Source organism: Rhodoplanes sp. Z2-YC6860, from assembly GCF_001579845.1.
Lineage (GTDB): Bacteria > Pseudomonadota > Alphaproteobacteria > Rhizobiales > Xanthobacteraceae > Z2-YC6860.
In genome coordinates this window covers 1,791,400-1,813,337 of the sequence record NZ_CP007440.1, presented here as the reverse complement: position 1 = coordinate 1,813,337, position 21,938 = coordinate 1,791,400, and the positions used below count along the sequence as shown (strand labels likewise).

Below are 21,938 nucleotides of genomic sequence, written 5' to 3'. Positions count from 1 at the left end.
GGGGGAAGGAGTCTGTAAATGGCCATGAGTGGTACGGTCAAATTCTTCAACGGCGAGCGCGGTTACGGCTTCATCAAGCCGGACGACGGCGGACGCGATGTGTTCGTGCACATCACCGCTGTCGAGCACGCCGGCCTGAAGTCGTTGGCCGAGGGACAACGAATTCAATTCGAAGTCGAGCCTGACAAGAAGGGCAAAGGCCCGAAGGCCGTGAACCTGGTCGTCACAGGCTGACGGTCAGCACTGCCTGATACGCAAGTCCACATTCGGCTGGCTTGCGTTAAGATGGTCTTGCGTGCCTATCGCGGCCGTTCGCGCGCCGCGCCAACATTTTCTCTTTTCGCGAAGCCAGTCTTCAAGACTTCCAGCTTGCGGAAGGATGAATTGACCTCCACACCACGCGCGGTCTTCGTCTGCGTTTGACCGTGCTCATTTTGTGAAGCCAGCTTCAAAGATCCGCCCCATGATGATCCTGCGTTCGACGCCGCCTTCGCCATTCGGCCGGAAGGTCAAGCTTGCCGCCAGCGTGCTCGGTCTCTCCGGTGAGATCAAAATCGAGGCGGCCGACACCAACGACGACAAGGATTCGCTGCGACAGCAAAATCCGGTCGGCAAGATTCCCGTGCTGGTGCTGGAAGACGGCACGACGCTGTTCGACTCGCGCGTGATCCTCGAATACCTCGACCATCGCGCCGGCGGCGGCAAGATCATTCCGAAGGAAGCGGCGGCGCGTTTCGCAGCCTTGCGCTTGCAGGCGCTCGCCGACGGCGCGACCGACGCCCAGATCCTGGTGCTCTATGAAGGCCGCTGGCGTTCACCCGAGCATCATTCTGCGAAGTGGCTGGATTATCAGAACGACAAGATCGCCCGCGCGCTCGCCGCGCTCGAAACCACTCCTCCATCGCTCGATGCTATGCCGAACGTCGGCCAGATTGCCGTGGCCTGCTTCCTCGGCCATCGCGATCTGCGCTTCGCCGGCGACTGGCGCGCGAAGCATCCGAAACTCGTGGCCTGGCTCGATCGCTTCGCCGCGCAGGTGCCGGCTTTTGCGTCCACCAAGGTCGCCGCCTAGAGCCGCGGTTCGGAAATTCACGAAGGTGTCTGCCGAATAAGCGCGCAACTTCGCGGTTTCGAAACGCCGTCGATCTCGCCTCGGCCGCATGAAGCGTGAATACTGCGGGGGCAATGCCCGCGCTTCGCGACATCATGGCCGGCCCCTGGATCACTGGTCCTTGGCGCGCGGTGCTCGTGCTGGGCATCACCCAGATCATCGCCTGGGGCACGATCTTCTATTCCCCGGTCCTGCTCGCGCCGCTGATTGCGGCCGAGCACGGCTGGTCGCTGTCCTTCGCCATGGGCGGCTTCTCGCTCGGGCTTCTGACGGCGGGCCTCGTGTCTCCCGCCGTCGGCCGCTCGATCGACAACCGCGGCGGCCACGTGGTGATGGCGGCAGGCGCGCTGGTGAGCGCCTTGGGACTGCTCGGGCTCGCGTTGACACCCAATGCGCCGGCCTATCTTGCGGCCTGGGTGGTGCTCGGCGCGGGTCTCGGCGCTTCGCTTTACGATCCGGCCTTCGCCACGCTCGGCCGCATCTTCGGCGCGGGCGCCAGGCGGCCGATCACGCTGCTCACACTGGCCGGCGGTTTTGCCTCGACGGCCGGCTGGCCCGCAACGCACGTCCTGATCGGCGCGGTCGGCTGGCGCGGCACTTATGTGGTCTTTGCGGTGCTGATGGCCGCAGTCTGCGCGCCGCTTTACGCCTTTGCGCTGCCGCGCCTTCGTGCCGCTGGTGAAGCGCCGAAGCCGGCCCCCAGCGGAGCCAAATCGCCCGCGCCGCTGATACCCGCCCGAGGGATGGTGTTCGCGCTGGTGACCGCGGCCTTCACGGCCTACGCCTTCGTGCCGTCGGCGCTGTCGGCGCATCTGCTCGCGATCTTTGGGCGCAACGGCATCGATGCGGCAACGGCGGTCGCGATCGGTGCGCTGTTCGGGCCCGCCCAGGTCGCGGCCCGTGTCGCTGAACTGATGTTCGGCCGTGACATCCATCCGCTTCTCGTCGCGCGCGCTGCGGTGCTGCTGCTGGTCGCGGCGTTTCTGCTGCTCCTGCTGTTCGGCGTCGCGCCGCTGCGCGCCGCGATCTTCGCGGTGATGTTCGGCGGCGCCAACGGCCTCATCACCATCACGCGCGGCGCGCTGCCGCTCGCCCTGTTCGGCGCCGACGGCTACGGCCGCACCATGGGGCGGATCGGCGGCTTCTGGCTCGCGATGCAATCGGCGGCGCCGCTGGTGATGGCGTTCGTCATCGAACGCGCCTCCGACACCGCTGCGCTGGCGCTGGCGGCCGGATTTACCGTGGCCGCTCTCGGATGCTTTGCGGCGATCCGCAGGTCCTAACGCACCGCCCGGAAAGAGCCTGCCACAGACTTTATCGGTGGACACTGCTTTTACAAAAGGACACGCGCGATCTAGATCAGCGTGTCACCGATGCCGAAGAAGATCTCGTCGATCTCGCTCTGCGTGACGTGGCCACCCTCGCCGGCGAGCTTTGGTCCGTTGAGGAAGCGGCTGTCATCCTTGTCGTCGCAGACGGCGGCGGCGGGCTTGAAGTGCTCGATGCGCTGCCAGATTTCGAACAAGCGAGCGATCCGCTCTTCGACAGACTTCAGCGTGGTCACGACGTTGGAAACACGCTGGCCGGTGAGGTCCTGGAAATTGCAGACCTCGAAAATCCTCACGACACGCTCCTGAATGTCGTGAGCCAGCCCCTGCTGGTGCCCGGCTTTCAACGCGCCTGCCAGCGCATGCGCCGACTGATCGATCTCCTCGGCGGCTTGCAGGATCGCCTGCGTCGCGCGTTCGGTGCCGGTGACAATTGCGGCGAGCTCGCGGCTCACGCGCGAGGCCTGGCCACCGTCCTCGGCGCCGGCCATCAGCGCCGCCATGTCGGCGGCGGTGCGGCCGATGGCATCGTGAATGGCGACGAGTTCGGCCTTGTAAGCTTGCGCGTCAGCAACATCGGCCCGGACGCGCGGGCCGGGCGGACGCTCGGCAACGTCCGGCTTCGCCGGGATCGTTGCGAATTCGCCAGTCTGCGGCAGCGCCCGTTCGACGGATGCGAAGCCGCGCAAGCGCGGACGCATGTGCTCCTCGATGCGGAAGACCTTGCGTTGAACTGGGGGCATGCACGCCTCTGACTGCGTGTCATTCTCTATGGACCGACGCTTAAAATCGCGTTCACCGGGTTATGATTTCGGCAACCAGTCCCATCACGTGAAACCCGCGATTAACCATGATGCGCCGCATTCAGGAAAAATAAACCGTAACCCCACGAACAACGCCTCCCGAGCGCTGTCCCAAGGTGCGACACCTCCGGCTTTTACCGATCAGTACATTTTTCACCATGTAATGCGGGCTGACGGGAGAGCGTTCCCGTCCGGCGAAACCAGTACAGAGTACGTCGATGTATCGTCATATGTTTGCGGCGCTCGCCATGAGCGCCATCGGTGTCGTTGCGGCCGGGGCCGAGCCGCTGTCGATCGAACCCCAGCGCCCGCAGCAAAGCATCAACCGCCCCGCCTCGCCCGTTTATGTCTACAGGCAGAGCGACGAGATCGTGGGTCGGCGCGAGCGCCCCGCTCCGGCGCGCTATGTGAACAACGAAGCCGAGCCCAACATGGGCGGCGGCTTCATCGAATTCCTGTTCAGCGGCGGCCAGGTCCCACCGCCGCGCCCGCCGTCGAACATGATGGCCGCGCGCGGCGAGCCTGCGATGATGCAGCAGCAGGAGCTCGAGGCGCAGAACCGTCCGATCGATCCGAAGTTCGAGAGACAGCTCGTCGATTACGCCGGCTCCGAGCCGGCCGGCACCATCGTCATCGACACGCCGCAGCGCTTCCTGTTCCTGGTGCAAGGCAACGGCAAGGCGCTGCGCTACGGCATCGGCGTCGGCAAGCCGGGCTTCTCCTGGGCCGGCGAGAAGAAGATCACCGCGAAGAAAGAATGGCCGGATTGGACGCCGCCGGCCGAGATGCTGCAGCGCCGCCCGGACCTGCCGCACTTCATGGCGGGCGGCCCGGACAATCCGCTCGGCGCACGCGCGATGTATCTCGGCACCTCGCTCTATCGCATCCATGGCTCGAACGAGCCCTGGACGATCGGACACGCGGTGTCGTCGGGTTGCATCCGCATGCGCAACGAGGACGTCACCGACCTCTACGAGCGCGTCAAGGTCGGCACCAGAGTCATTGTGATCTGACCGCGTCATCATCCAAAACAAAAAAGGCCGCCGGACACGGCGGCCTTTTCATTTTCAACCCTGCGGCGTTTTACGCGTTGTCGGTGTCGCTGCCGCCGTCGTCGTAACCGCCGTCATCATCGTAATCGTCGTTATCGTCGTCGCTGTCGTTCTGCGCTGTGTCGAACATACCCTGCCGATCGCCTTGGCGATCAGAATTCTGATCGTCATAGGCCGCCGCACGGCTGCCACCGCCGCGTCCGATATCGTTGACGCCGGCGTCACGCGCGAGATCCGTGCCGCTGAGATTGCCGGACCACGGGCTGCCGCCACCGCTGCTGCCCGTATCGAAGGCGGAGTGGCTCTGCCCGCCGCCGCCACCGCCGAACATGCCGCGGAAGCTGTTCATCAGAAGCCCGCCGCCGATCACACCGGCCGCCGTCGCGGCTGCCGTGCCGAGGAACGAGCCGCCGGACGAGCCCGGCATGGCCTGACCATAGCCTTGGCCGTAGCCGGGCTGCGGGCCCGCGTTGTAACCCGGCTGGGGCGCGTAGCCTCCTTGCTCGTCTTGCCGGCCGGTGGTGTTGCGCCATGGGCTTCCCGGCGCGCCGGGAGCAGCGCCAACGGCGGCGCCCGGCCGCACGGGCGGCACCGAACCGCGCGGCTGTTCGCGCTTGCCGATGAGCGCATCGCGCATGCTGTCGAGGAACCCGCCCTGCTGCGGCTGTTGCGGCTCACCGATGCCCAACTCGGCCTCGAGCTCGCGGATGCGGGCATCGGCGCGCTTCAGCGCCTCGTCCTGCACCAGCGCCGTCTGCGTCAACGCATAGAGCGCGTTGGGCGCGCGGCGCAGGCCTTCATTCATGGCGGCCACCGCATCGGGATCGCGCGGCGCGTTCTCGATCGACGCGAGGCGATCAAACAACTCTTCAACCAGTTGACGTTCCTGGGGCGTCATGAGGTTCTCCCTGGTCCCCCTAACTTCGCGCCCTATGTAGGTCGCGCATGGTGACGGCGAAATGGCGGGCGCCGAATAATCCTGCGCCGCTATGCCGCGTCCGGCTAAGCCCTTGTCCTCTTGCGCTTTTCAGGCGAGCGCCACGCCGTTCCGGCGCAGCGTGTCAGGGAAATCCCCGCCGGCGAAGTAGGCGTATTCGCGTTCGCGCTGCCGGGTCAGCGGATCGAGTCGCTCGAGTTCGGCATCGACAAAGCCCGGATGGCACATCACCACGCTCTGCGGCGGCAGGCCTTGCAGGAAATCCGGAAAGAGCCTGCCGAAATCCTGATTGCCCGTGCGGGTGAAATCATAGGCGCCGGCAAAGGCCGGATTGGTCGGCACGCCGAAGGCTTGCGCGCGCGCCCGAAATTCGCGGCTCAGCGCATCGAGCAGCATCGCCTTGCGATCGCCGAAGCGCCGCGGCGCCGACGGCGCACGCCCGCACTGGCGCACCCAGGCGCCCGGCGCGATGTCCTTGACCATTTCGAGGAGCGGCTCGCGCACCTGCGGAAACAGATGCACATGCTGATGGCCGTCGACGAAATCCGGCGGGCGGCCGAAGGCCGTGACGAAGGACTTGAGCTGCGTCGCGATCTCGATGGCGATCCGGTCGCGGGACAACAGCCGCAGCGTGCCGCGCACGAGCATCTCCGACAACGGCAGAAACGATCGCCGGCGCGTTGGGCGAAAGCCCGGAGTGAGCGGCGTGAACGGCTCGGTCAATGTGACGTGGAGGCCGACGGCGAAACGGCGGGAGCCGGCGCTCAGCATCTTCAACGAAGCAGCTTCCGCAGGCTGGAAGGACGGCGACACGACCATCACCGAGGTCGCATTGATGCGGCCGTTCATCAGGAGATCGCGGATCGCCTTGTCGACCGATTCGGAAATGCCGTAGTCGTCGGCGCACAGCCAGATCGGCCGGAGCGCGCGATCGGCATCCGCGGTCGAAGCGTCGCTCAGTGTCGCGTGCTGTTCGGCCAACGCCTCACCCCCGGGCCGCAATGGCCCACCGTAGCGTTTTGAGAGAGCACACGAAACCGCACCGACCAAGGTCCGCTGGCCAAAATCATTCCGCGGCAGCGCGCGGCGCCTCGCCGTCGGTTTGCGGCGTCTGCATGCCCTGCGCGTTGCGGATGCTGTGCTCGGCGACAAAATACACCGGACGCGCTTTGATCTCCGAGAGAATCTTGCCGATGTACTCGCCCATGATGCCGATCATGATGAGCTGCACGCCGCCGAGCACCATCAGGCCCACCACCAGCGAGGGATAGCCCGGTACGGACTTGCCGTTGAAGAACGTCTCCCAGAGGATCGAGGCGCCGAACAGCAGCGCCGCCAGCGCAAGCATCAGACCGAGCAGGGCGGCGAGACGCAGCGGCGCGACCGAGAACGATGTCAGGCCCTCGACCGAAAGTCCGATCAATCCCCACAGGCTCCAGGTCGTCGTGCCATGGGCGCGCGGCGCCGGCTCGTAGTCGATGCGGAGCTGGCGGAAGCCGATCCAGCTCGCCAATCCCTTGAAGAAGCGATTGCGCTCGGGGAGCTTGCGCAGCGCGTCTGCGGCGCGTGGCGAGAGCAGACGGAAATCTCCCGCATCCTCCGGAATCGGATGGCGGGAGCTGTAATTGATCAGCTTGTAGAATTGGCGAACCGCAAAGCGTTTCGACCAGGACTCGTTGGCACGATGCGCCTTGGCCGTATAGACTACGTCGTAACCGTCATCGAGCCAATGCCCGACGAGCTTCGGCACCAGCGCCGGCGGATGCTGGCCGTCGCCGTCCATGAACAGCACGGCGCCAAAGCGCGCGTGATCGAGGCCGGCGAGCAGCGCCGCCTCCTTGCCGAAATTGCGCGACAGCGACACCACCTGGACGTCGAGTGCCTCCGCCGGCAGACCGCTTGCGACCGCCAGGCTGTCGTCGCGGCTGCCGTCATCGACATAGACCACTTCGGTCGCAAGGCCGCGCTGGGCGCGAAGCTGCCGGGCGATCGCAACGAGGTGGTCGTGAAAACGCGCGAGCCCCGCGCCCTCGTTGTAGACCGGCACCACGATCGACAGACCCGCAGCGGCCCGCTGCGCGGGGCTGGTTGCAGGTCCAATCGAGGTCGGCGAAGCGGCGGTCATCTTGGCTTTTACCTATGCTGGGCGACCTATACCGCAACCTTCGGCGGATGTCGCCGCCGCGCCCTTCGCGCCGGTGCCGCAGGGTTGGTGGGCATTTCATCCAGTTCCGGCTATGCCGCACCGCCGAAACGGGCTAAGCGGTGGCCATGTCACCGCTGTCCGATCTGAGCCAACGGTTGCTCAACGCCTGGCATGAGCGCGCGATCGCGCTCAAAGCGGCGAGCTTTGCCGTCGTCGGCCTGGTGAACTCGGCCGTCGATTTCGGCGTGTTCTCGTTTGCCTACTACTACCTGGGCTTGCGGATCATCGTCGCCAATGTGCTGGCGTGGAGCGTCGCGGTCACGGGCTCCTATGTGATGAATTCGCTGACGACCTTCGCCCGCGAATCCGGCCGCGCGCTGAGTCTAAAGGCCTACGTGGGATTCGCGGCCTCGCAGTTCGCAGGCCTCATCGCAAATACCGCGACGGTCTATATCGCGTCGTTCTTCATGGAAGTGTGGATGGGCAAGGTGCTCGCGATCGGCGCGAGCTTCCTGGTCAATTTCTCGCTCTCGCACTTTGTCGTGTTTCGCAAGGGGCCGGGCGCGGCGCGAAACGAACGATAGAATTAGCCTGACAGGCCGTCGACAAGCCTCGCGTAGAGCGGATTGTCTTGCGCGAACACGTATTCGATCTCGGCGACGGTGATGCTCTGGGCGCCGCGCTCGCGCAGGAAGCAGGCGAGATCGTAGACCGCTTTGGGCGGACAGTGCAGCGTCAGCATGCCGGACGAGGTCGGCCCGCCGAACGGCGCTACCACGCCGAAACGCTCCTGCGCCTGCGATAGCATCGCGTCGTCGCAGCCGGAGAAGCGCGTGCGCACCTCGCGGAACGCGCGTGCGCGCGCCTGCGCAGCGATGCGGTCGAGCATGCGCCGCGCCTGCTCCCGCTCGGTCTCGCCCCAGGACGCGCCGCGCGAGGCGACGAGATTGGCCTGCGAGCGCAGGATGGTGCCGTCCTCGATCACCTTGAGGCTGTTGGCGGCCAGCGTGGTGCCGGTGGTCGTGATGTCGACGATGAGCTCGGCCGAGCCCGCCGCCGGCGCACCTTCGGTCGCACCGGAGCTTTCGACGATGCGGTAGTCGACGATGCCGAGATGCGAGAAGAAATCACGGGTCAGATTGATGTACTTGGTCGCGACCCGCATCTTGCGGTCGTGGCGCAGCCGGAACGCGGTCGCGACGTCATCGAGATCAGCCATGCTGCGCACGTCGATCCAGGCCTGCGGCACTGCGACCACCACATTGGCGAAGCCGAAGCCGAGCGCCTCGATCATCACCACGCGCTTGTCCATGTCGGGGATATTCTCGCGCAGCAGGTCCTCGCCGGTGACGCCGAGGTGGATTCCGCCTTGTTTCAGCGCGTCGGCGATCTCCGAAGCCGAGAGGTAGGCGACCTCGATGTCAGGCATGCCGGCAACCTCGCCGCGATAATCGCGCGCGCCACGCGGCTTGACGAGTTGCATGCCGGCCAGCGCGAAGAACCTCTCGGTGTTCTCCTGCAAGCGGCCCTTGGCCGGTACGCCCAGAATCAATGGCGCGCTCATGCGGCGCCTCCGCTCGAAGCGACGCGTTCGACCCAGACCGCAAAGCCCACGGCCGGGATCGGCTGCTTGGCGCCGAGCCGCGTCAGCAGTTCGTCATAACGGCCGCCCGCGACCAGCGGGCCGTTGGGGGGTCCCGCCGGATCGTGCAGCTCGAACACAAAGCCGGTGTAATAGTCGAAGCCGCGGCCGAACGCGGTCGAGAACTTGATGCTGCCGACGTCGATGCCGCGCGCCGCAAGGAAACCGGTGCGGCGCTCGAACAGATCGAGCGCGGGTTCAAGGCCGACGCCCGCGCCTGATGCCAGCGCGCGAAGCTCGGTCGCGGCTTCGTCGGGATCGCCGGTCACCGATAGGAATTTCTCGATCAATTTTCTGGTCTCGGTTGGTAGCGTGGTTGCGGCGCCGATCGCAGCCTGCTCCAGGAAACGCTCGGCGATCTCGCCGACGGTGCGGCCGCCGACCGTGCTGATGCCGGCGATCGACAGCAGATCCGTAACCAGCGCGTGCGCGGCTTTGGGATTCGAGCTGTCGAGGGCCGCGAGCACGCCCTGATATTCAGGACGCTTCTCGACCTCGCCGAGCGAGAGCACGTCGAGGTCATGGGCAAGCGAAGTCTTGCGGTTGAAGTCTTTCACCAGACGGCGCTTCCAAGCTGGCGCAAGATCGAGCACTGCGACCAGCGCCGCGAACAATCCAACGTCGCCCATGCGGATTTCCGGCTTGGCCATGCCGTAATGCGCGGTGGCATCGAGGCCGAGCGCCAGCATCTCGGCATCGGCCGCGGCCTTGTCGGGCCGGCCGAAGGACTCGATGCCGGCCTGGGTGATCTCCGCCGGTAGCGCGCCACGATCGCGATAGACCGGACCCAGATAGCAGAAGCCCTGGGCCGAGCCGGCCTCGGGAGAGGCAAGATAATCGCAGGACACCGGAATGGTCAGGTCGGGCCGCAGGCAGAGTTCGCGGCCGTCCGCGTCCGCGGTCAGATACATGCGCTTGCGGATGTCCTCGCCCGACAGGTCGAGAAACGGCTCAGCCAGTTGCAGGATCGGAGGCGCGACGCGGCGATAGCCGGCCCGCTCATAGGCGCCGACCAGCGCTTCGGCCCGTCCGTCGGGCTGCGATGAAGTCCTGTCCGTCATTCTCCGGCCATCCCGCGACGCGTGTTTTCCGCGTTTGGCCGGGGCTTTAGCACGGCACGTTTAAGGTTTCGACGACAACCCGTTCGGGGGCTCATCGAACGTTTGCACGGTTAACAGCCGCCGCAGAGGGGCACCTTGACGGCAGCAATTGTTATAATGTTACATATCTCCGGGAATGCAGTCGGGGCGTGGGTTTTCAGCCAATGCGCTGGTTTCGGGGGCATAGCCGGCTCGGCGGTTGGGTGGCGCTGCTCGCGCTCGCCCTCCAGCTCGTCCTGGCCTTCGGCCATGTCCATACCGGAGCTTTAGGCCACACCCCGGACATCGCGATCCAGACCGCGGACGGCTCCCATGGCAGCCGGCCCCATCATCCGGGCATACCGGGCGACCAGGACTTTTGCGCGATCTGTGCGGTCTTGGGTCTGCTTTCGGGCGCGCAGGGCGCGGCGCCCCCTGCTCTACCGCTGCCCGCGATCACCGCCGCTGTCGCCCTCACCGCGGAGCCCGGGACGGTCCACGCCGCAGCTCTCCGTCCAGCATTCCGGTCCCGCGCCCCACCTCTCGCCTGAACAAGCGCTGTCGAAGCCGTTGCCTGCGGACTGCCGTCCGCAGTGTTCGCGTCTCACCGTCCGTTCAGGAATGCCACCCATGAAGCTATCGCTACGAGCTCTTGCGCTCGCGTCTTCCGCCATTTCGGCCGCGCTGCTGTTGCGTGACGCCGCCCTTGCTCAAGACCAGAACCAAGGCGCGGTGACGTTGCCTCAGATCAACGTCACGGCGCCGAGCCCGATCGTGCATCGAAGGCCAGCGAGGCCAGTCCGCCAGCCCGCCCCCGCTCAGCAAGCCGGCACCGCACCGCCGGCGCCCGCGCCAGCAGCGCCTCCTGCGCAACTCCTTGGCTCGGTGCCGATCGTCAGCGACCAGTTCGCCACCGTCACGGTGGTGCCCAAGGAAGAGATCACGCGCAACGCCGGCACGAGCATCGGCGACCTGCTGTTCAGCAAGCCCGGCATCACCGGATCGAGCTTCGCGCCGGGCTCGTCGAGCCGGCCGATCATCCGCGGTCTCGACGTCAACCGCGTCGGCATCGTCGAGAACGGTGTCGGGGGTGGCGGCGTCTCGGACCTCGGCGAAGACCACTTCGTGCCGATCGATCCGCTGTCGGCCGAACGCGTCGAGGTGATCCGCGGGCCGGCGACGCTGCGCTACGGCTCGCAGTCGATCGGCGGCGTGGTCAGCGCCAGCAACAACCGCATCCCCGATACGATGCCTTGCTCGCCTGCGATCGCCATGAGCAAAGGCTGTTCGCAGTTCGAAACCCGCATGGGCTGGTCGAGCGTCGACAAAGCCGTCGACGGCTCGCAGCTCGTCGATCTCGGCGTCGGCAACTTCGCATTCCACGGCGACGTGTTCGGACGCACCGCGCGCGACTATGGGGTTCCAAGCTATCCGTATCTCACGCCGCAGGATCCGCTCGCCACGCACCCCGCCAACTTCAACGGCCGGCAGCCCAATTCGGCAAACCAGTTCTCAGGCTGGTCCGTGGGCGGCTCGTATTTCTTCACCGGCGGCTATGCCGGCATCGCGGTGACGCACAACGACGCGCTCTACCACATCCCCGGCCAGGACGGCGAAATCAACGGCACCCGGATCGACGGCCACCAGACCAAGGTGATGAGCAAGGGCGAATTCCGGCCGGATAATTCGGCGATCGAAGCCATCCGCTATTGGGCCGGCGTCACCGACTACAAGCACAACGAGATCGGCTACGCGGTCCCGGGCGATCCGACCACCGACGGCGTTCGCCAGGTCTTCACCAATAAAGGCCAGGAGGGGCGCCTCGAAGTCCAGTTCGCGCCGTTCCGCGCCAACTTCGCCTCCATCACCACGGCGGTCGGCGTGCAGGGCAGTCACGAAGAGATCAGCGCGCCAAGTCCGGACGACCTCGGAAGCCCGATCAACGGCCTGATGGATCCGAACCGCAACACCCGTGTTGCGGGCTACATCTTCAACGAATTCCAGTTCAACCCAACGACCAAAGCGCAGATCGCGGGACGCATCGAGCATGTCAACCTGAGCGGCACGACGCCGTCGCTCATTCCAAACCTCTTTACCGATACGACGGCGATCGGAGCGCAGACGTCGCGCAATCTGGACTTCACGCCGAAGAGCGCAAGCCTCGGCCTCATCAAAAACCTGCCATGGTATGGCCTCGTCGGCAGTGTCACGGCGCAGTACACCGAACGCGCGCCCAAGCCCGCGGAGCTGTTCTCGCGCGGCGGCCACGACGCAACCGCCACCTTCGACATCGGCAATCCCAATCTCGGGATCGAAACGGCGAAATCGGTCGAGGTGGGCCTGCGCAAGCCTGACGGCCGATTCCGCTTCGAACTGACCGGCTACTACACCCGTTTCGACGGCTTCATCTTCCGCAGGCTCACCGGCAACACCTGCGACGGGTCATCGATGTGCGTCGCTCCCGGCGATCCGGCGGGCCCGCTGGAATTGAAGGAGGCGATCTACTCGCAGCGCGACACGACCTTCCGCGGCGGCGAATTCCAGTTCCAGTGGGATGTGCATCCCATGTGGCGCGGCTTCTGGGGTGTCGACGGCCAATATGACATCGTCCGCGCCACATTCACCGACGGCACGAACGTGCCGCGCATTCCGCCGCAGCGGATCGGCGGCGGCGTCTATTTCCGCAACGCCGAGTGGCTTGCGCGCGTCAGCCTGCTGCACGCGTTCGCGCAAAACGACATCGCGCTGATCGGCGAGACCCCGACCGCGGGCTACAACCTGCTCAAGGTCGAGCTCAGCCACACCGAGGTGTTCAAGAACGACAAGTTCGGCCGCAAGGAGGTCACGGTCGGCATTGTCGGTAACAACCTGCTCAACGCCGACATCCGCAACAGCGTTTCCTACACCAAGGACGAGGTGCTGATGCCCGGCGCAGGCGTGCGGGTGTTTGCCAATGTGAAGTATTAGAGCGTCGCCCTTGCGTCATGTGCCACAACCGCGGTGTCATCGCCGGGCTTGACCCGGCGATCCATGAGCGGATGCGCCTGAGAGAGTCTTACGTAAGACTTCTACTGCCGAAGCAGGGTCATGGACCGCCGGGTCAAGCCCGGCGGTAACAGCATGCGCGTTGCACGGGTGCTTTTCCACGCAAGCTGGAAATACACCCGCCGTGTGTTTGGGCTCAACTCAAATGCGAGCCGGCGACCGCGCGGACCGCGGCGTTGAGCCGATTCCAGACGTTGATGCCGGCAATCGATACGAGCAGCGCCGCAAGCGCGCGCTCGTCGTGGTGCTTGGCGGCTTCGTTCCAGATATCGTCTGGCACCGGATCGCCCTTGTCAGCGAGCCGCGTCATCGCTTCGGTCAATGCCAGCGCGGCACGTTCGGCATCGGTGAAGTATGGCGTGTCGCGCCAGGCCGCGACCGAGAACAGGCGGTCGTCGGTCTGGCCAGCCTTCTTCAGCGCGGCGGCATGCATTCCGACGCAGACGCTGCAACCGTTGATCTGGCTGGCGCGCAGATGAACGAGTTCCCGCGTCACATCCGATAGCCCCGCATCGTCGGTGGACTTGTGCAGGGCGTGCATGGCCTTCATGGCGTCGGGGATCACAAAAACGGGGTGCTTCATACGGGCGTGCATGATTGTTTTCCTTGATGGATTTCAATGGGTTCAACGTTGACGGATCGCGGCCGCCGCGGTTTGTCACAACGGCCAGCGCCCGTTCGTCATGGAGATGACGGATCGGGATGAGGGAATGTGACCGATGACTGAAGAAAAACTCCTGGCCGAGCGCTTCGAGGCGAACCGTGCGCATTTGCGCGGCGTCGCCTACCGGATGCTGGGCTCGCGGAGCGAGGCCGACGACGCCATCCAGGAAGCCTGGCTGCGGCTCAGCCGGTCCGACAGCCAAAAGGACAGCCAACAGATCGACAATCTCGGCGGCTGGCTGACCACCGTCGTGGCACGCATTTGCCTGGACATGCTGCGGTCGCGGAAGTCGCGTCACGAGGAGCCGCTGGGACCGCATGTGCCGGAGCCGGCCACCGGCACCGAGGCCACCGAGCAGGAGGCGATGCTGGCCGACTCGGTCGGGCTGGCGCTGCTCGTGGTGCTGCAGACACTGACGCCCGCCGAACGGATCGCCTTCGTGCTCCACGATATGTTCGACGTGCCGTTCGACGATGTCGCATCGATCGTGGGGCGGACGCCCGCCGCAGCCCGGCAGCTCGCGAGCCGCGCCCGCCGCCGCGTGCAGGGTGCGGACAAGACGCCGGACGCCGATATTGCCGGACAGAAACAGGTGGTCGACGCGTTTCTTGCCGCCTCTCGCGGCGGGGACTTCGAAGGCCTGCTGAAACTGCTCGATCCGGATGTCGTATTCCGCGCCGATCTCACCGCCACGCGGATGGGTGGTGTGGCCGAACTCCACGGCGCTCAGGCGGTGGCGAAATCCTTCAATGGTCGCGCGCAAGCCGCGCGCACGGCGCTCATCGATGGCGCGGTCGGCGCGATGGTCGCGCCCAATGGCCAGCTCCTGCTCGTGGTCCGTATCGTGATCGCGGGCGGCAAGATCGCCGGCATCGAGGCGGTCGCCGATCGAGAGCAGCTCGGCGCGCTGAAGCTCGACGTGCTCGAAAGCTGATCAATACAAAGATACCGGCACGCGGCTGTTGAAGCGGAGCCGCACGTCTTGAACCGGCGCGGCAGGCCTTGGACAATCATGATTTGGGGAGACCGACCGGTAGGACCAACATGAACCATCCATCGATTGCCGCGATCGTTGCTTTGACCACGACCGTTTTCACCGCATCGGCGTTTGCCGCGGAACTTCCAACCCGCAAGGCCGGGCTGTGGGAGATGAAGATGATCTTCGAAGGCCGCAACCTGCCGCCACAGACGATGCAGCACTGCGTCGACGCCACGACCGACAAGCTGATGAACTCGCAGTTTGGCGGCATGTCGAAGGAGGCCTGCTCGAAGCAGGACATGCAGAAGTCAGGCAACACCATCACCATGGATTCGGTGTGCAAGTTCGGGCCTACGACCTCCACGTCCCATGCCGTGATCACCGGCAGCTTCGATCAGGCTTATACGGTCAAGACGACGTCGACCCGGGAGGGCGGACCGCAAATGCCGGGCGTCGCGCCGGGACAGCCGACCAACATGACCATCGAGGCGAAGTGGCTCGGCCCGTGCAAGCCGGATCAGAAGCCGGGCGATGTGGTGATGGGCAACGGCCGGAAAATGAACGTGCTGGAGATGCCGTCTATTCCGGGCGTGCGGACGCAACAGCCGCCGCGATAGACGCGCCGCGGTTTTGCCTGATCGTCAAATCTTTTCGTCGGCCTGCGGATCGGCCGGCGCGAGCGGTGCACCTTGCACCGCCATCGGCCGATCGAGCGGTTTGGCTTCCGGCTGAATGTTGGGAGCGCTGACCTTGGGGACAGAATGATTGCTGCCGCCATGACGCTGCATGGCCTGCGCAATTCCGGGTTCCCACGGGAAATTCATGGCAACCTCTCTGACGTTTTCTTGTGCATTCCACACGCCGAACTGCCGGCGGAGATGAAACGTTCCGCCAGCGATCAATCTTTTTCTTCTAACGGCGGAGCGTTACGAAAGTTCGAAATGAAAACGTCAATTCCATGACACGCCGTGGCGCGTGAGCACTTGGCGCACGCTATCCACAAGCTTGTCCACCGGCACGGCGAACTGCGCCTCGGCCTGCTTCTTCAAATACTCGTCACGATCCTTGATGGCGGTGAGGCCCGCGCCAAGGATCAAGTCCTTGATCTGCACCTCGCCTTTGGCTTTTTCGTCGCCGCCCTGGATCACCGCGCAAGGCGAACCGCGACGGTCGGCATATTTGAGCTGCTGGCCGACGTTGTTCTTCGGATTGCCGAGATAAAGCTCGGCGCGGATGCCGGCGCTGCGCAAGGCTGAGACCATCTTCTGGTAATCCGCGATGCGATCACGGTCGAACACCGTGACCAGCACCGGACCGGGCGCAGGCTTGGAATTGAGCTTTCCGATCATCATCAGCGCGGCCTGCAGTCGCGACACGCCGATGGAGAAGCCAGTCGCCGGAACCGGCTCGCCGCGGAATCGTGACACAAGACCGTCATATCGGCCGCCGCCGCCGACCGAGCCGAACCGCACCGGCCGGCCTTTTTCGTCTTTGGTTTCGAGGAGGAGTTCTACTTCGTAGACCGGACCGGTGTAGTACTCGAGGCCGCGGACGACGGAAGGATCGATCAGGATGCGGTCGTCGGCATAGGCCGATGACGTGGCGAGCGCGGAAATCTGCCGAAGCTCTTCGACGCCTTCAGCGCCGCGCGCAGAACCCGTCACCACCTTTTCGAGATTGCCGAGCGTTGCGTCGGCATTGGTGCCTTTCGAGTTGACGAAGGCCAACACGCGATCGATGGCCGCGTCGTTCAATCCGGCACCTGCGGTGAAGTCGCCGCTTTCGTCCTTGCGGCCCGGCCCGAGCAGCAGCTTCACGCCCTCTGCGCCGAGCCGGTCGAGCTTGTCGATGGCGCGCAGCACCGTGAGACGTTTACCGGCATTGGCTTCGCCTTCGAGCCCGATTGCATCGAGCACGCCGTCGAGAACTTTTCGATTGTTCACTTTCACAACGTATTGCCCGCGCGTGATGCCAAGCGCCTCCATCGTGTCCGCGGCCATCATGCAAATCTCGGCGTCGGCGGCCATCGTGGCGCCGCCGACCGTATCGGCATCGAACTGCATGAACTGCCGGAAGCGTCCGGGGCCCGGCTTCTCATTGCGAAACACCCAGCCGAAGCGGTAGCTGCGATAAGGCAGCGCGACCTTCTGGAAATTCTCCGCGACATAGCGCGCCAGCGGCGCGGTGAGATCGTAGCGCAGCGACAGCCACTGCTCGTCGTCGTCCTGGAACGAGAACACGCCCTCGTTCGGCCGATCCTGATCGGGCAGGAATTTGCCGAGCGCGTCGGTGTATTCGATCGCCGGCGTCTCGACCGGCTCGAAGCCATAGCGCTCGTAGACCGCGCGGATCGCGTCGGTCATCTGACGGGTCGCGGCGATCTCGGCGGGGCCGCGGTCGGCGAGGCCGCGCGGCAGCCGCGCCTTCAGCTTGTTGGATTTGTCGGCCATGAGCGTCGTTCGGTAAGTCAATATTGATTGAATTGGCCGGGTGGTAGCAGTCACCCCCTCTTTTGTCACCCACAGCGAAAAGCGATAATCCCCCAAGAACAGTCCCTCCCCGCCCTCATCCTGAGGAGCGGGCGAAGCCCGCGTCTCGAAGGACGAGGGCGGCCGCCGTGGCGGCCCCATCCTTCGAGACGCATCGCTTCGCGACGCTCCTCAGGATGAGGCCGGGAGAGAGCAACGCGAAAGGCAGGCACATGGCCCAGGCTCCCAAGGCAGCGCAGCAAAGCTCGGTCGGCACGGCGGTGCCCAACGACCTCGCGGCCTTCTTCATGCCGTTCACCGCGAACCGCGCTTTCAAAGCGCGGCCCCGGCTGATCGCCCGCGCCAAGGACATGCACTACTACACGCCCGACAACCGGCCGATCCTCGATGCGGCGGCCGGCCTCTGGTGCACCAACGCCGGCCACAACCGCGATCCCATCGTGCAGGCCATCCAGGCCCAGGCCGCGACCCTCGACTTCGCGCCGACCTTCCAATTCGGCCATCCGCGCGCCTTCGAGCTCGCGAGCCGGATCGCGGCGCTGGCGCCGGAGAGCCTCGACCATGTGTTCTTCTGCAACTCCGGCTCGGAGGCCGCCGACACGGCGCTAAAGATCGCGCTGGCCTACTGGGTGGCCAAGGGCCAGGGCCAGCGCACGCGTTTCGTCGGCCGCGAGCGCGGCTATCATGGCGTCGGCTTCGGCGGCATGGCGGTCGGCGGGCTCGCCAACAACCGCAAGGCCTTCGGCGTGATGATGCCGGGGGTCGATCATCTCGCCTCGACCTACAATCGCGAGCAGCAGGCGTTTTCGAAGGGTGAGCCCGAATGGGGCGCGCATCTGGCCGATGAATTGGAGCGGATCGTCGGTCTCCACGGCGACACCACCATCGCGGCCGTGATCGTCGAGCCGATGGCGGGCTCCACTGCAGTGCTGCCGGCGCCGAAGGGCTATCTGCAGCGGCTGCGCGCGATCTGCGACAAGTACGGCATCCTGTTGATCTTCGACGAGGTCATCACCGGCTTCGGCCGCCTCGGCCACGCTTTCGCCGCGGAACGCTACGGCGTCGTGCCGGACATGATCACGTTTGCCAAAGGTGTGACGTCCGGCAGCGTGCCGATGGGCGGCGTGATCGTGAAGGACACGATCCACGACGCCTTCATGCACGGGCCCGAGCACGTCGTAGAGTTCTTCCACGGCTACACCTATTCGGCGCATCCCCTCGCCTGCGCGGCGGGCCTCGCCGCGCTCGACGTCTATCGCGACGAGGACCTATTTGCGCGGGCGAAGAAGATCGAACCTGTCTGGTACGACGGCGCGATGAGCCTGAAGGGCCTGCCGCGGGTGCTCGATATTCGCTGTGTGGGCATCACCGCGGGCATCGATCTCGCATCGCGGCCCGACGCGGTCGGCAAGCGCGGCTACGAGGCGATGGAGCGCGGCTTCCACGACGAAGGCATCATGTTCCGCATCGTCGGAGACTCGATCGCCGTGACGCCGCCTCTGATCGTCAGCGAAAGCCAGATCGGCGAGATCTTCGAGAAGGTCGGCAAGGTCATCAAGGCGCTGGCCTAGCGCTCGCCACCACCGGCCGCGGGCGCAAAACCGCCCAGGCGACGGTCACCGTGCGGGTGCCGAGCCGCACCGGCAGCACGAACGGCTCCTGGATCTCGGCGTCCTCGGCGACCGACCGGTACTGCAGCGGCAGCACGCGCGGATCGGCGCCGTTGGTCCAGACGACGACGGCGCCCTTGGCGCGCAGGTCGCCAAGATCGATCCACGGTGCGCGGCCGGGCTTGCCATCGATCAGCACCCGCGGATGGTCCGGCGAATAGTGGCCGATGTTGCCGCCGTCCCACATGCTGCCGATAACGTAGGCGAGCGGCCGCCCGGTTAGCGCGCGGAAGCGCCGCGACATCTCGGTGGCGAGCGCATCCCCCGGATAGAGCTCGGCGGTGTAGCGCTCCTTGATGTGGAAGCGTCCGCGCAGGTCGTAGTGGACCACGAAGGCCAGCGCGAACACCGCCGTGACGATGCCCCACACCACGGTGATGCGCGTCGCCGTGATCCGATCGAGGATGCGCACGTTGAGCACGATCCAAAGGCCCAGGAACAGCCACAGCGGGTAGCCCCACAACGGAACCGTGTCGCGGCCGCTCAGGAGCGACATCAGGAACACGGTCGCAACCGGGCCGAAGGCGAGCAGCGTCACGATACGGCGGTCGAAGGCGTCGGCCGCAACCGTCGCGCCTTCGGGCGCCTTCACGTCACGGCGCAGATACGGCGCGGCGATCAACAGTGACGGCACCAGGAACCCCAGCTGGGACAGCAGGAACTTCGGCGGCTTGATGATGTAGTCGAGCGGTCCGCGGAAATGCAGCGCCCGGGCATCCGCATAGGCGAACGGCAGGAAGTCATTGGCGACGAGCCAGATCAGATGCGGCGCCATCACGATCAGCGCGACGACGGCCGCAACGTAGGGCCCTGGCGTCGCCATCACCTTGCGGGCATCGCGGTCGAACAGCGCGAACAGCACGAGCGGCGCGGCCAGCACCACGATGAAATACTTGGCCCACAGCGCCATGCCGATGGCGAAACCGAGCAGCAGCCAATGCGCCATCCGTCCACGGCGCAGCGCCGCCCAATAGGCGTAGCCCGCCATCGCCCAGAACGGCAGTTGCACCACGTCGTGATTGAACTTCGGCGCCGTGAACGTGAAGTAGTGCAGCCCGTCGATGATCAGGATCGCGACCAGCGCGCCCATGGCGCCGGCCAGCGGCCGCGCCACCGCGAAGACAAACGCGAAGGCGCTCAGAATGGCGATCTGCGACAGCAGATAGTAGAATAGGTCCGGACCCAGCGCCCGCCAGGTCGCCTCGACCAGCCACCATGGCAGCGGCGGCAGCTTGTCATAACCGAGTTGCCATTCGCGGCCATAGACCAGTGCTTCGATGAGATCGAGCGGCAGGTTGCGGAAGAACAGCGCCGGCAACGCTGTCCAAAGCACGGCGTGCAGAAGCAGGACAACCAGGAAGACCCGCACCGGGTGTTGCTCAATCGTATCAGTCAGTTGGGGCATTCGGCGGCCGGTCGTTCCGGGACAATCCACAGGCGCTTATAGGATCAATCGCGATGACGCGCGACCTTGGGATTAAGCCGCAATATCAAGCGGTAAATTCCTTGCGTCATGACCTAGCCTCATGGACAGTGCTCCGCGGTGGGGCGAATCATTCCCTGAGTTTGGGGAACCTTTGATGTTGCGGCTTGGGGCTATCTTCGTCGTTTTCTGCATGGTGCTGATTGCCGCTTCCGCGGGCGCGGTGCTGTATCTTTTGGTCGGCTTGCGTGCCCAGGAATCGATGATCGTCGCGATCTCGATCCTGACCGGCCTCGCCATCTATAACGCCACCAACAACCGCCTCCGCGACCGCGCCAATCTTGCCGCCCAGATCGCCGACCTGTCCCGCGGCTGTGCCGACCTCGCCCGCCAGGTTGCCGAAGTCGGCCGCCGCACCGCGGCGCTGGAAGGTCAGGGCGACCAGATTGCCGGCGTGGCCCGCAACCAGGCGCGCTTGGCAGCCGAATCCGTCACCAGCGAGCTCGGCGAGCTCAGCACGCTGGTCAAGCAGCTCGCCGAGACCGTCGCGGTGCACGAACTGAAGTTTGTCAGCGGTCAGCAACAGGCCGCTGCCGAAGCGGCACTGGAGGCCATTCAACCGCAGCCCGCCGACGAAGCCGCCCCCGAGGTTCCGTCGTTTGACGCCCCGAACATCGCGGCGGCCGCCCGCGCCAACATGATCGAGACGATGCGCAATGCGCTCGACGGCAACCGGGTCGACCTCTACCTGCAGCCGACCGTGACGCTGCCGCAGCGCAAGGTCCGCTTCTACGAAAGCTTCGCCCGGCTGCGCACCGAGAACGGCACCATCGTGATGCCGTCCGATTTCATGACCGCGGCCGAGGCCTCCGGTCTGATCGCGAAGCTCGATCAGCAGATGCTGTTCCGCGCCGTGCAGGTGATCCGCCGGCTGCAGATCAAGAATCGCGAGGTCGGCCTGTTCTGCAACATCTCGCCGACCACGCTGAACGACCCGATGGTGTTTCCGGAACTCCTGCAGTTCATGGACGCCAACCGCGCGATCGCGCCGTCCCTCATCCTCGAGTTTCGGCAGAGCGTCCTGCGCTCGATGGGCCCGCTCGAGACCGAGAGCCTCGCCTCGCTGCGCGATCTCGGCTTCCGCTTCAGCATGGACGCGGTGACCGATCTGCGCATGGAGCCCCGCGATCTCGGCGAGCGCGGCATCCGCTACGTGAAGGTGCCGTCACAGTTCCTGCTCGGCGATGGCGGCTCCAGCGGCTCCGACATCCACGCCGCCGACCTTTCGGACCTCCTCGGCCGCTTCGGCATCAGCCTGATCGCCGAAAAGATCGAGGCCGAGGCCCAGGTGGTCGACCTGCTCGAATACGACGTCCGCTTCGGCCAGGGCTATCTGTTCTCGCAGCCCCGCCCGGTGCGAAACGAGGCGCTGCGCGGCGCCGGCGAGACCGATATCGTGCTGGACGATGCCGCCGACCGGCCGCGTCGCGCGGTGGGTGGGACAGGCTTTACGCTTTGAGCCGGTCTCTTTGAGCTAAGTCTCTTTACGCTTTGACATAAGTGCCGTAAC

21 protein-coding genes are annotated in these 21,938 nt (G+C 65.4%); 11 read left to right on the top strand and 10 right to left on the bottom strand.

Annotated features, from left to right (window positions below):
* The first annotated feature begins 18 nt into the window (after nucleotides 1-18).
* The 3 genes from RHPLAN_RS08465 to RHPLAN_RS08455 all read left to right on the top strand — a co-directional run bounded on the left by RHPLAN_RS08465 (nucleotide 19) and on the right by RHPLAN_RS08455 (nucleotide 2,394).
* The gene (locus tag RHPLAN_RS08465; RefSeq protein WP_068015939.1) at nucleotides 19-234 is read left to right on the top strand and encodes a cold-shock protein; all 216 of its coding nucleotides are present in this window, start codon (nucleotides 19-21) and stop codon (nucleotides 232-234) included.
* Between the two features lie 229 nt (nucleotides 235-463).
* The gene (locus RHPLAN_RS08460) at nucleotides 464-1,072 is read left to right on the top strand and encodes a glutathione S-transferase family protein (protein WP_068015937.1); all 609 of its coding nucleotides are present in this window, start codon (nucleotides 464-466) and stop codon (nucleotides 1,070-1,072) included.
* A 113-nt stretch (nucleotides 1,073-1,185) separates the two neighbouring features.
* The gene (locus RHPLAN_RS08455; RefSeq protein WP_237180086.1) at nucleotides 1,186-2,394 is read left to right on the top strand and encodes an MFS transporter; all 1,209 of its coding nucleotides are present in this window, start codon (nucleotides 1,186-1,188) and stop codon (nucleotides 2,392-2,394) included.
* Between the two features lie 71 nt (nucleotides 2,395-2,465).
* On the opposite strand, the gene RHPLAN_RS08450 is transcribed toward RHPLAN_RS08455, so the two are convergent.
* Entirely contained in the window at nucleotides 2,466-3,182 is a 717-nt protein-coding gene (locus tag RHPLAN_RS08450; protein WP_068015935.1) for a protein phosphatase CheZ, read from the bottom strand.
* A gap of 278 nt (nucleotides 3,183-3,460) precedes the next feature.
* Here RHPLAN_RS08450 and RHPLAN_RS08445 point away from each other — a divergent pair, with 278 nt between their 5' ends.
* On the top strand, nucleotides 3,461-4,255 hold the full coding sequence (locus RHPLAN_RS08445) for a L,D-transpeptidase (RefSeq protein WP_068015932.1): 795 nt from the start codon (nucleotides 3,461-3,463) through the stop codon (nucleotides 4,253-4,255).
* Nucleotides 4,256-4,325: 70 nt separating this feature from the next.
* Here RHPLAN_RS08445 and RHPLAN_RS08440 read toward each other — a convergent pair whose 3' ends face one another.
* The 3 genes from RHPLAN_RS08440 to RHPLAN_RS08430 form a co-directional block, all read right to left on the bottom strand.
* Complete coding sequence (locus tag RHPLAN_RS08440) at nucleotides 4,326-5,192, bottom strand: DUF2076 domain-containing protein (protein ID WP_068015929.1); 867 nt, start codon at nucleotides 5,190-5,192, stop codon at nucleotides 4,326-4,328.
* Between the two features lie 129 nt (nucleotides 5,193-5,321).
* The gene (locus RHPLAN_RS08435) at nucleotides 5,322-6,212 is read right to left on the bottom strand and encodes a ChbG/HpnK family deacetylase (protein WP_237180085.1); all 891 of its coding nucleotides are present in this window, start codon (nucleotides 6,210-6,212) and stop codon (nucleotides 5,322-5,324) included.
* Between the two features lie 85 nt (nucleotides 6,213-6,297).
* Nucleotides 6,298-7,356, bottom strand: coding sequence for a glycosyltransferase family 2 protein (locus tag RHPLAN_RS08430; RefSeq protein ID WP_068015928.1), 1,059 nt, complete (start codon nucleotides 7,354-7,356; stop codon nucleotides 6,298-6,300).
* 146 nt (nucleotides 7,357-7,502) lie between these two features.
* On the opposite strand from RHPLAN_RS08430, the gene RHPLAN_RS08425 reads away from it, so the two are divergent.
* The gene (locus tag RHPLAN_RS08425) at nucleotides 7,503-7,961 is read left to right on the top strand and encodes a GtrA family protein (protein ID WP_068015926.1); all 459 of its coding nucleotides are present in this window, start codon (nucleotides 7,503-7,505) and stop codon (nucleotides 7,959-7,961) included.
* A gap of 2 nt (nucleotides 7,962-7,963) precedes the next feature.
* Here the strand turns inward: RHPLAN_RS08425 and hisG are convergent, their stop codons facing one another.
* Nucleotides 7,964-8,941, bottom strand: a complete 978-nt coding sequence (hisG, locus tag RHPLAN_RS08420) for an ATP phosphoribosyltransferase (RefSeq protein ID WP_068015917.1) — start codon at nucleotides 8,939-8,941, stop codon at nucleotides 7,964-7,966.
* Nucleotides 8,938-10,080: an ATP phosphoribosyltransferase regulatory subunit gene (locus RHPLAN_RS08415; RefSeq protein ID WP_068015916.1), complete on the bottom strand. Its 1,143-nt coding sequence runs from the start codon at nucleotides 10,078-10,080 to the stop codon at nucleotides 8,938-8,940. Before RHPLAN_RS08415 ends, hisG begins: the two co-directional genes overlap by 4 nt.
* A gap of 203 nt (nucleotides 10,081-10,283) precedes the next feature.
* Between RHPLAN_RS08415 and RHPLAN_RS40995 the strand changes: the two genes are divergently transcribed.
* Both RHPLAN_RS40995 and RHPLAN_RS08405 read left to right on the top strand, forming a co-directional pair.
* A complete protein-coding gene (locus RHPLAN_RS40995; RefSeq protein ID WP_068015915.1) occupies nucleotides 10,284-10,649 on the top strand; it encodes a DUF2946 family protein in 366 nt (121 codons plus the stop codon).
* 79 nt (nucleotides 10,650-10,728) lie between these two features.
* Entirely contained in the window at nucleotides 10,729-13,065 is a 2,337-nt protein-coding gene (locus RHPLAN_RS08405; protein WP_068015914.1) for a TonB-dependent receptor, read from the top strand.
* A 214-nt stretch (nucleotides 13,066-13,279) separates the two neighbouring features.
* Here RHPLAN_RS08405 and RHPLAN_RS08400 read toward each other — a convergent pair whose 3' ends face one another.
* A complete protein-coding gene (locus RHPLAN_RS08400; protein WP_068015909.1) occupies nucleotides 13,280-13,738 on the bottom strand; it encodes a carboxymuconolactone decarboxylase family protein in 459 nt (152 codons plus the stop codon).
* 124 nt (nucleotides 13,739-13,862) lie between these two features.
* Between RHPLAN_RS08400 and RHPLAN_RS08395 the strand changes: the two genes are divergently transcribed.
* Both RHPLAN_RS08395 and RHPLAN_RS08390 read left to right on the top strand, forming a co-directional pair.
* Entirely contained in the window at nucleotides 13,863-14,741 is an 879-nt protein-coding gene (locus RHPLAN_RS08395) for a sigma-70 family RNA polymerase sigma factor (protein ID WP_068015908.1), read from the top strand.
* A gap of 110 nt (nucleotides 14,742-14,851) precedes the next feature.
* The gene (locus tag RHPLAN_RS08390) at nucleotides 14,852-15,403 is read left to right on the top strand and encodes a DUF3617 domain-containing protein (protein WP_068015907.1); all 552 of its coding nucleotides are present in this window, start codon (nucleotides 14,852-14,854) and stop codon (nucleotides 15,401-15,403) included.
* 24 nt (nucleotides 15,404-15,427) lie between these two features.
* Here the strand turns inward: RHPLAN_RS08390 and RHPLAN_RS08385 are convergent, their stop codons facing one another.
* Both RHPLAN_RS08385 and hisS read right to left on the bottom strand, forming a co-directional pair.
* A complete protein-coding gene (locus tag RHPLAN_RS08385) occupies nucleotides 15,428-15,688 on the bottom strand; it encodes a hypothetical protein (RefSeq protein ID WP_068015905.1) in 261 nt (86 codons plus the stop codon).
* Between the two features lie 48 nt (nucleotides 15,689-15,736).
* On the bottom strand, nucleotides 15,737-17,236 hold the full coding sequence (gene hisS, locus RHPLAN_RS08380) for a histidine--tRNA ligase (RefSeq protein ID WP_068015904.1): 1,500 nt from the start codon (nucleotides 17,234-17,236) through the stop codon (nucleotides 15,737-15,739).
* Nucleotides 17,237-17,487: 251 nt separating this feature from the next.
* Between hisS and aptA the strand changes: the two genes are divergently transcribed.
* Nucleotides 17,488-18,846, top strand: coding sequence for an omega-aminotransferase AptA (gene aptA / locus RHPLAN_RS08375; protein WP_068015902.1), 1,359 nt, complete (start codon nucleotides 17,488-17,490; stop codon nucleotides 18,844-18,846).
* Here aptA and RHPLAN_RS08370 read toward each other — a convergent pair.
* Entirely contained in the window at nucleotides 18,830-20,350 is a 1,521-nt protein-coding gene (locus RHPLAN_RS08370; RefSeq protein ID WP_084244536.1) for a glycosyltransferase family 39 protein, read from the bottom strand. The two genes, aptA and RHPLAN_RS08370, sit on opposite strands and share 17 nt — an antisense overlap.
* 175 nt (nucleotides 20,351-20,525) lie before the next feature.
* Here RHPLAN_RS08370 and RHPLAN_RS08365 point away from each other — a divergent pair, with 175 nt between their 5' ends.
* Complete coding sequence (locus RHPLAN_RS08365) at nucleotides 20,526-21,887, top strand: EAL domain-containing protein (protein ID WP_068015900.1); 1,362 nt, start codon at nucleotides 20,526-20,528, stop codon at nucleotides 21,885-21,887.
* Nucleotides 21,888-21,938 lie beyond the last annotated feature (51 nt).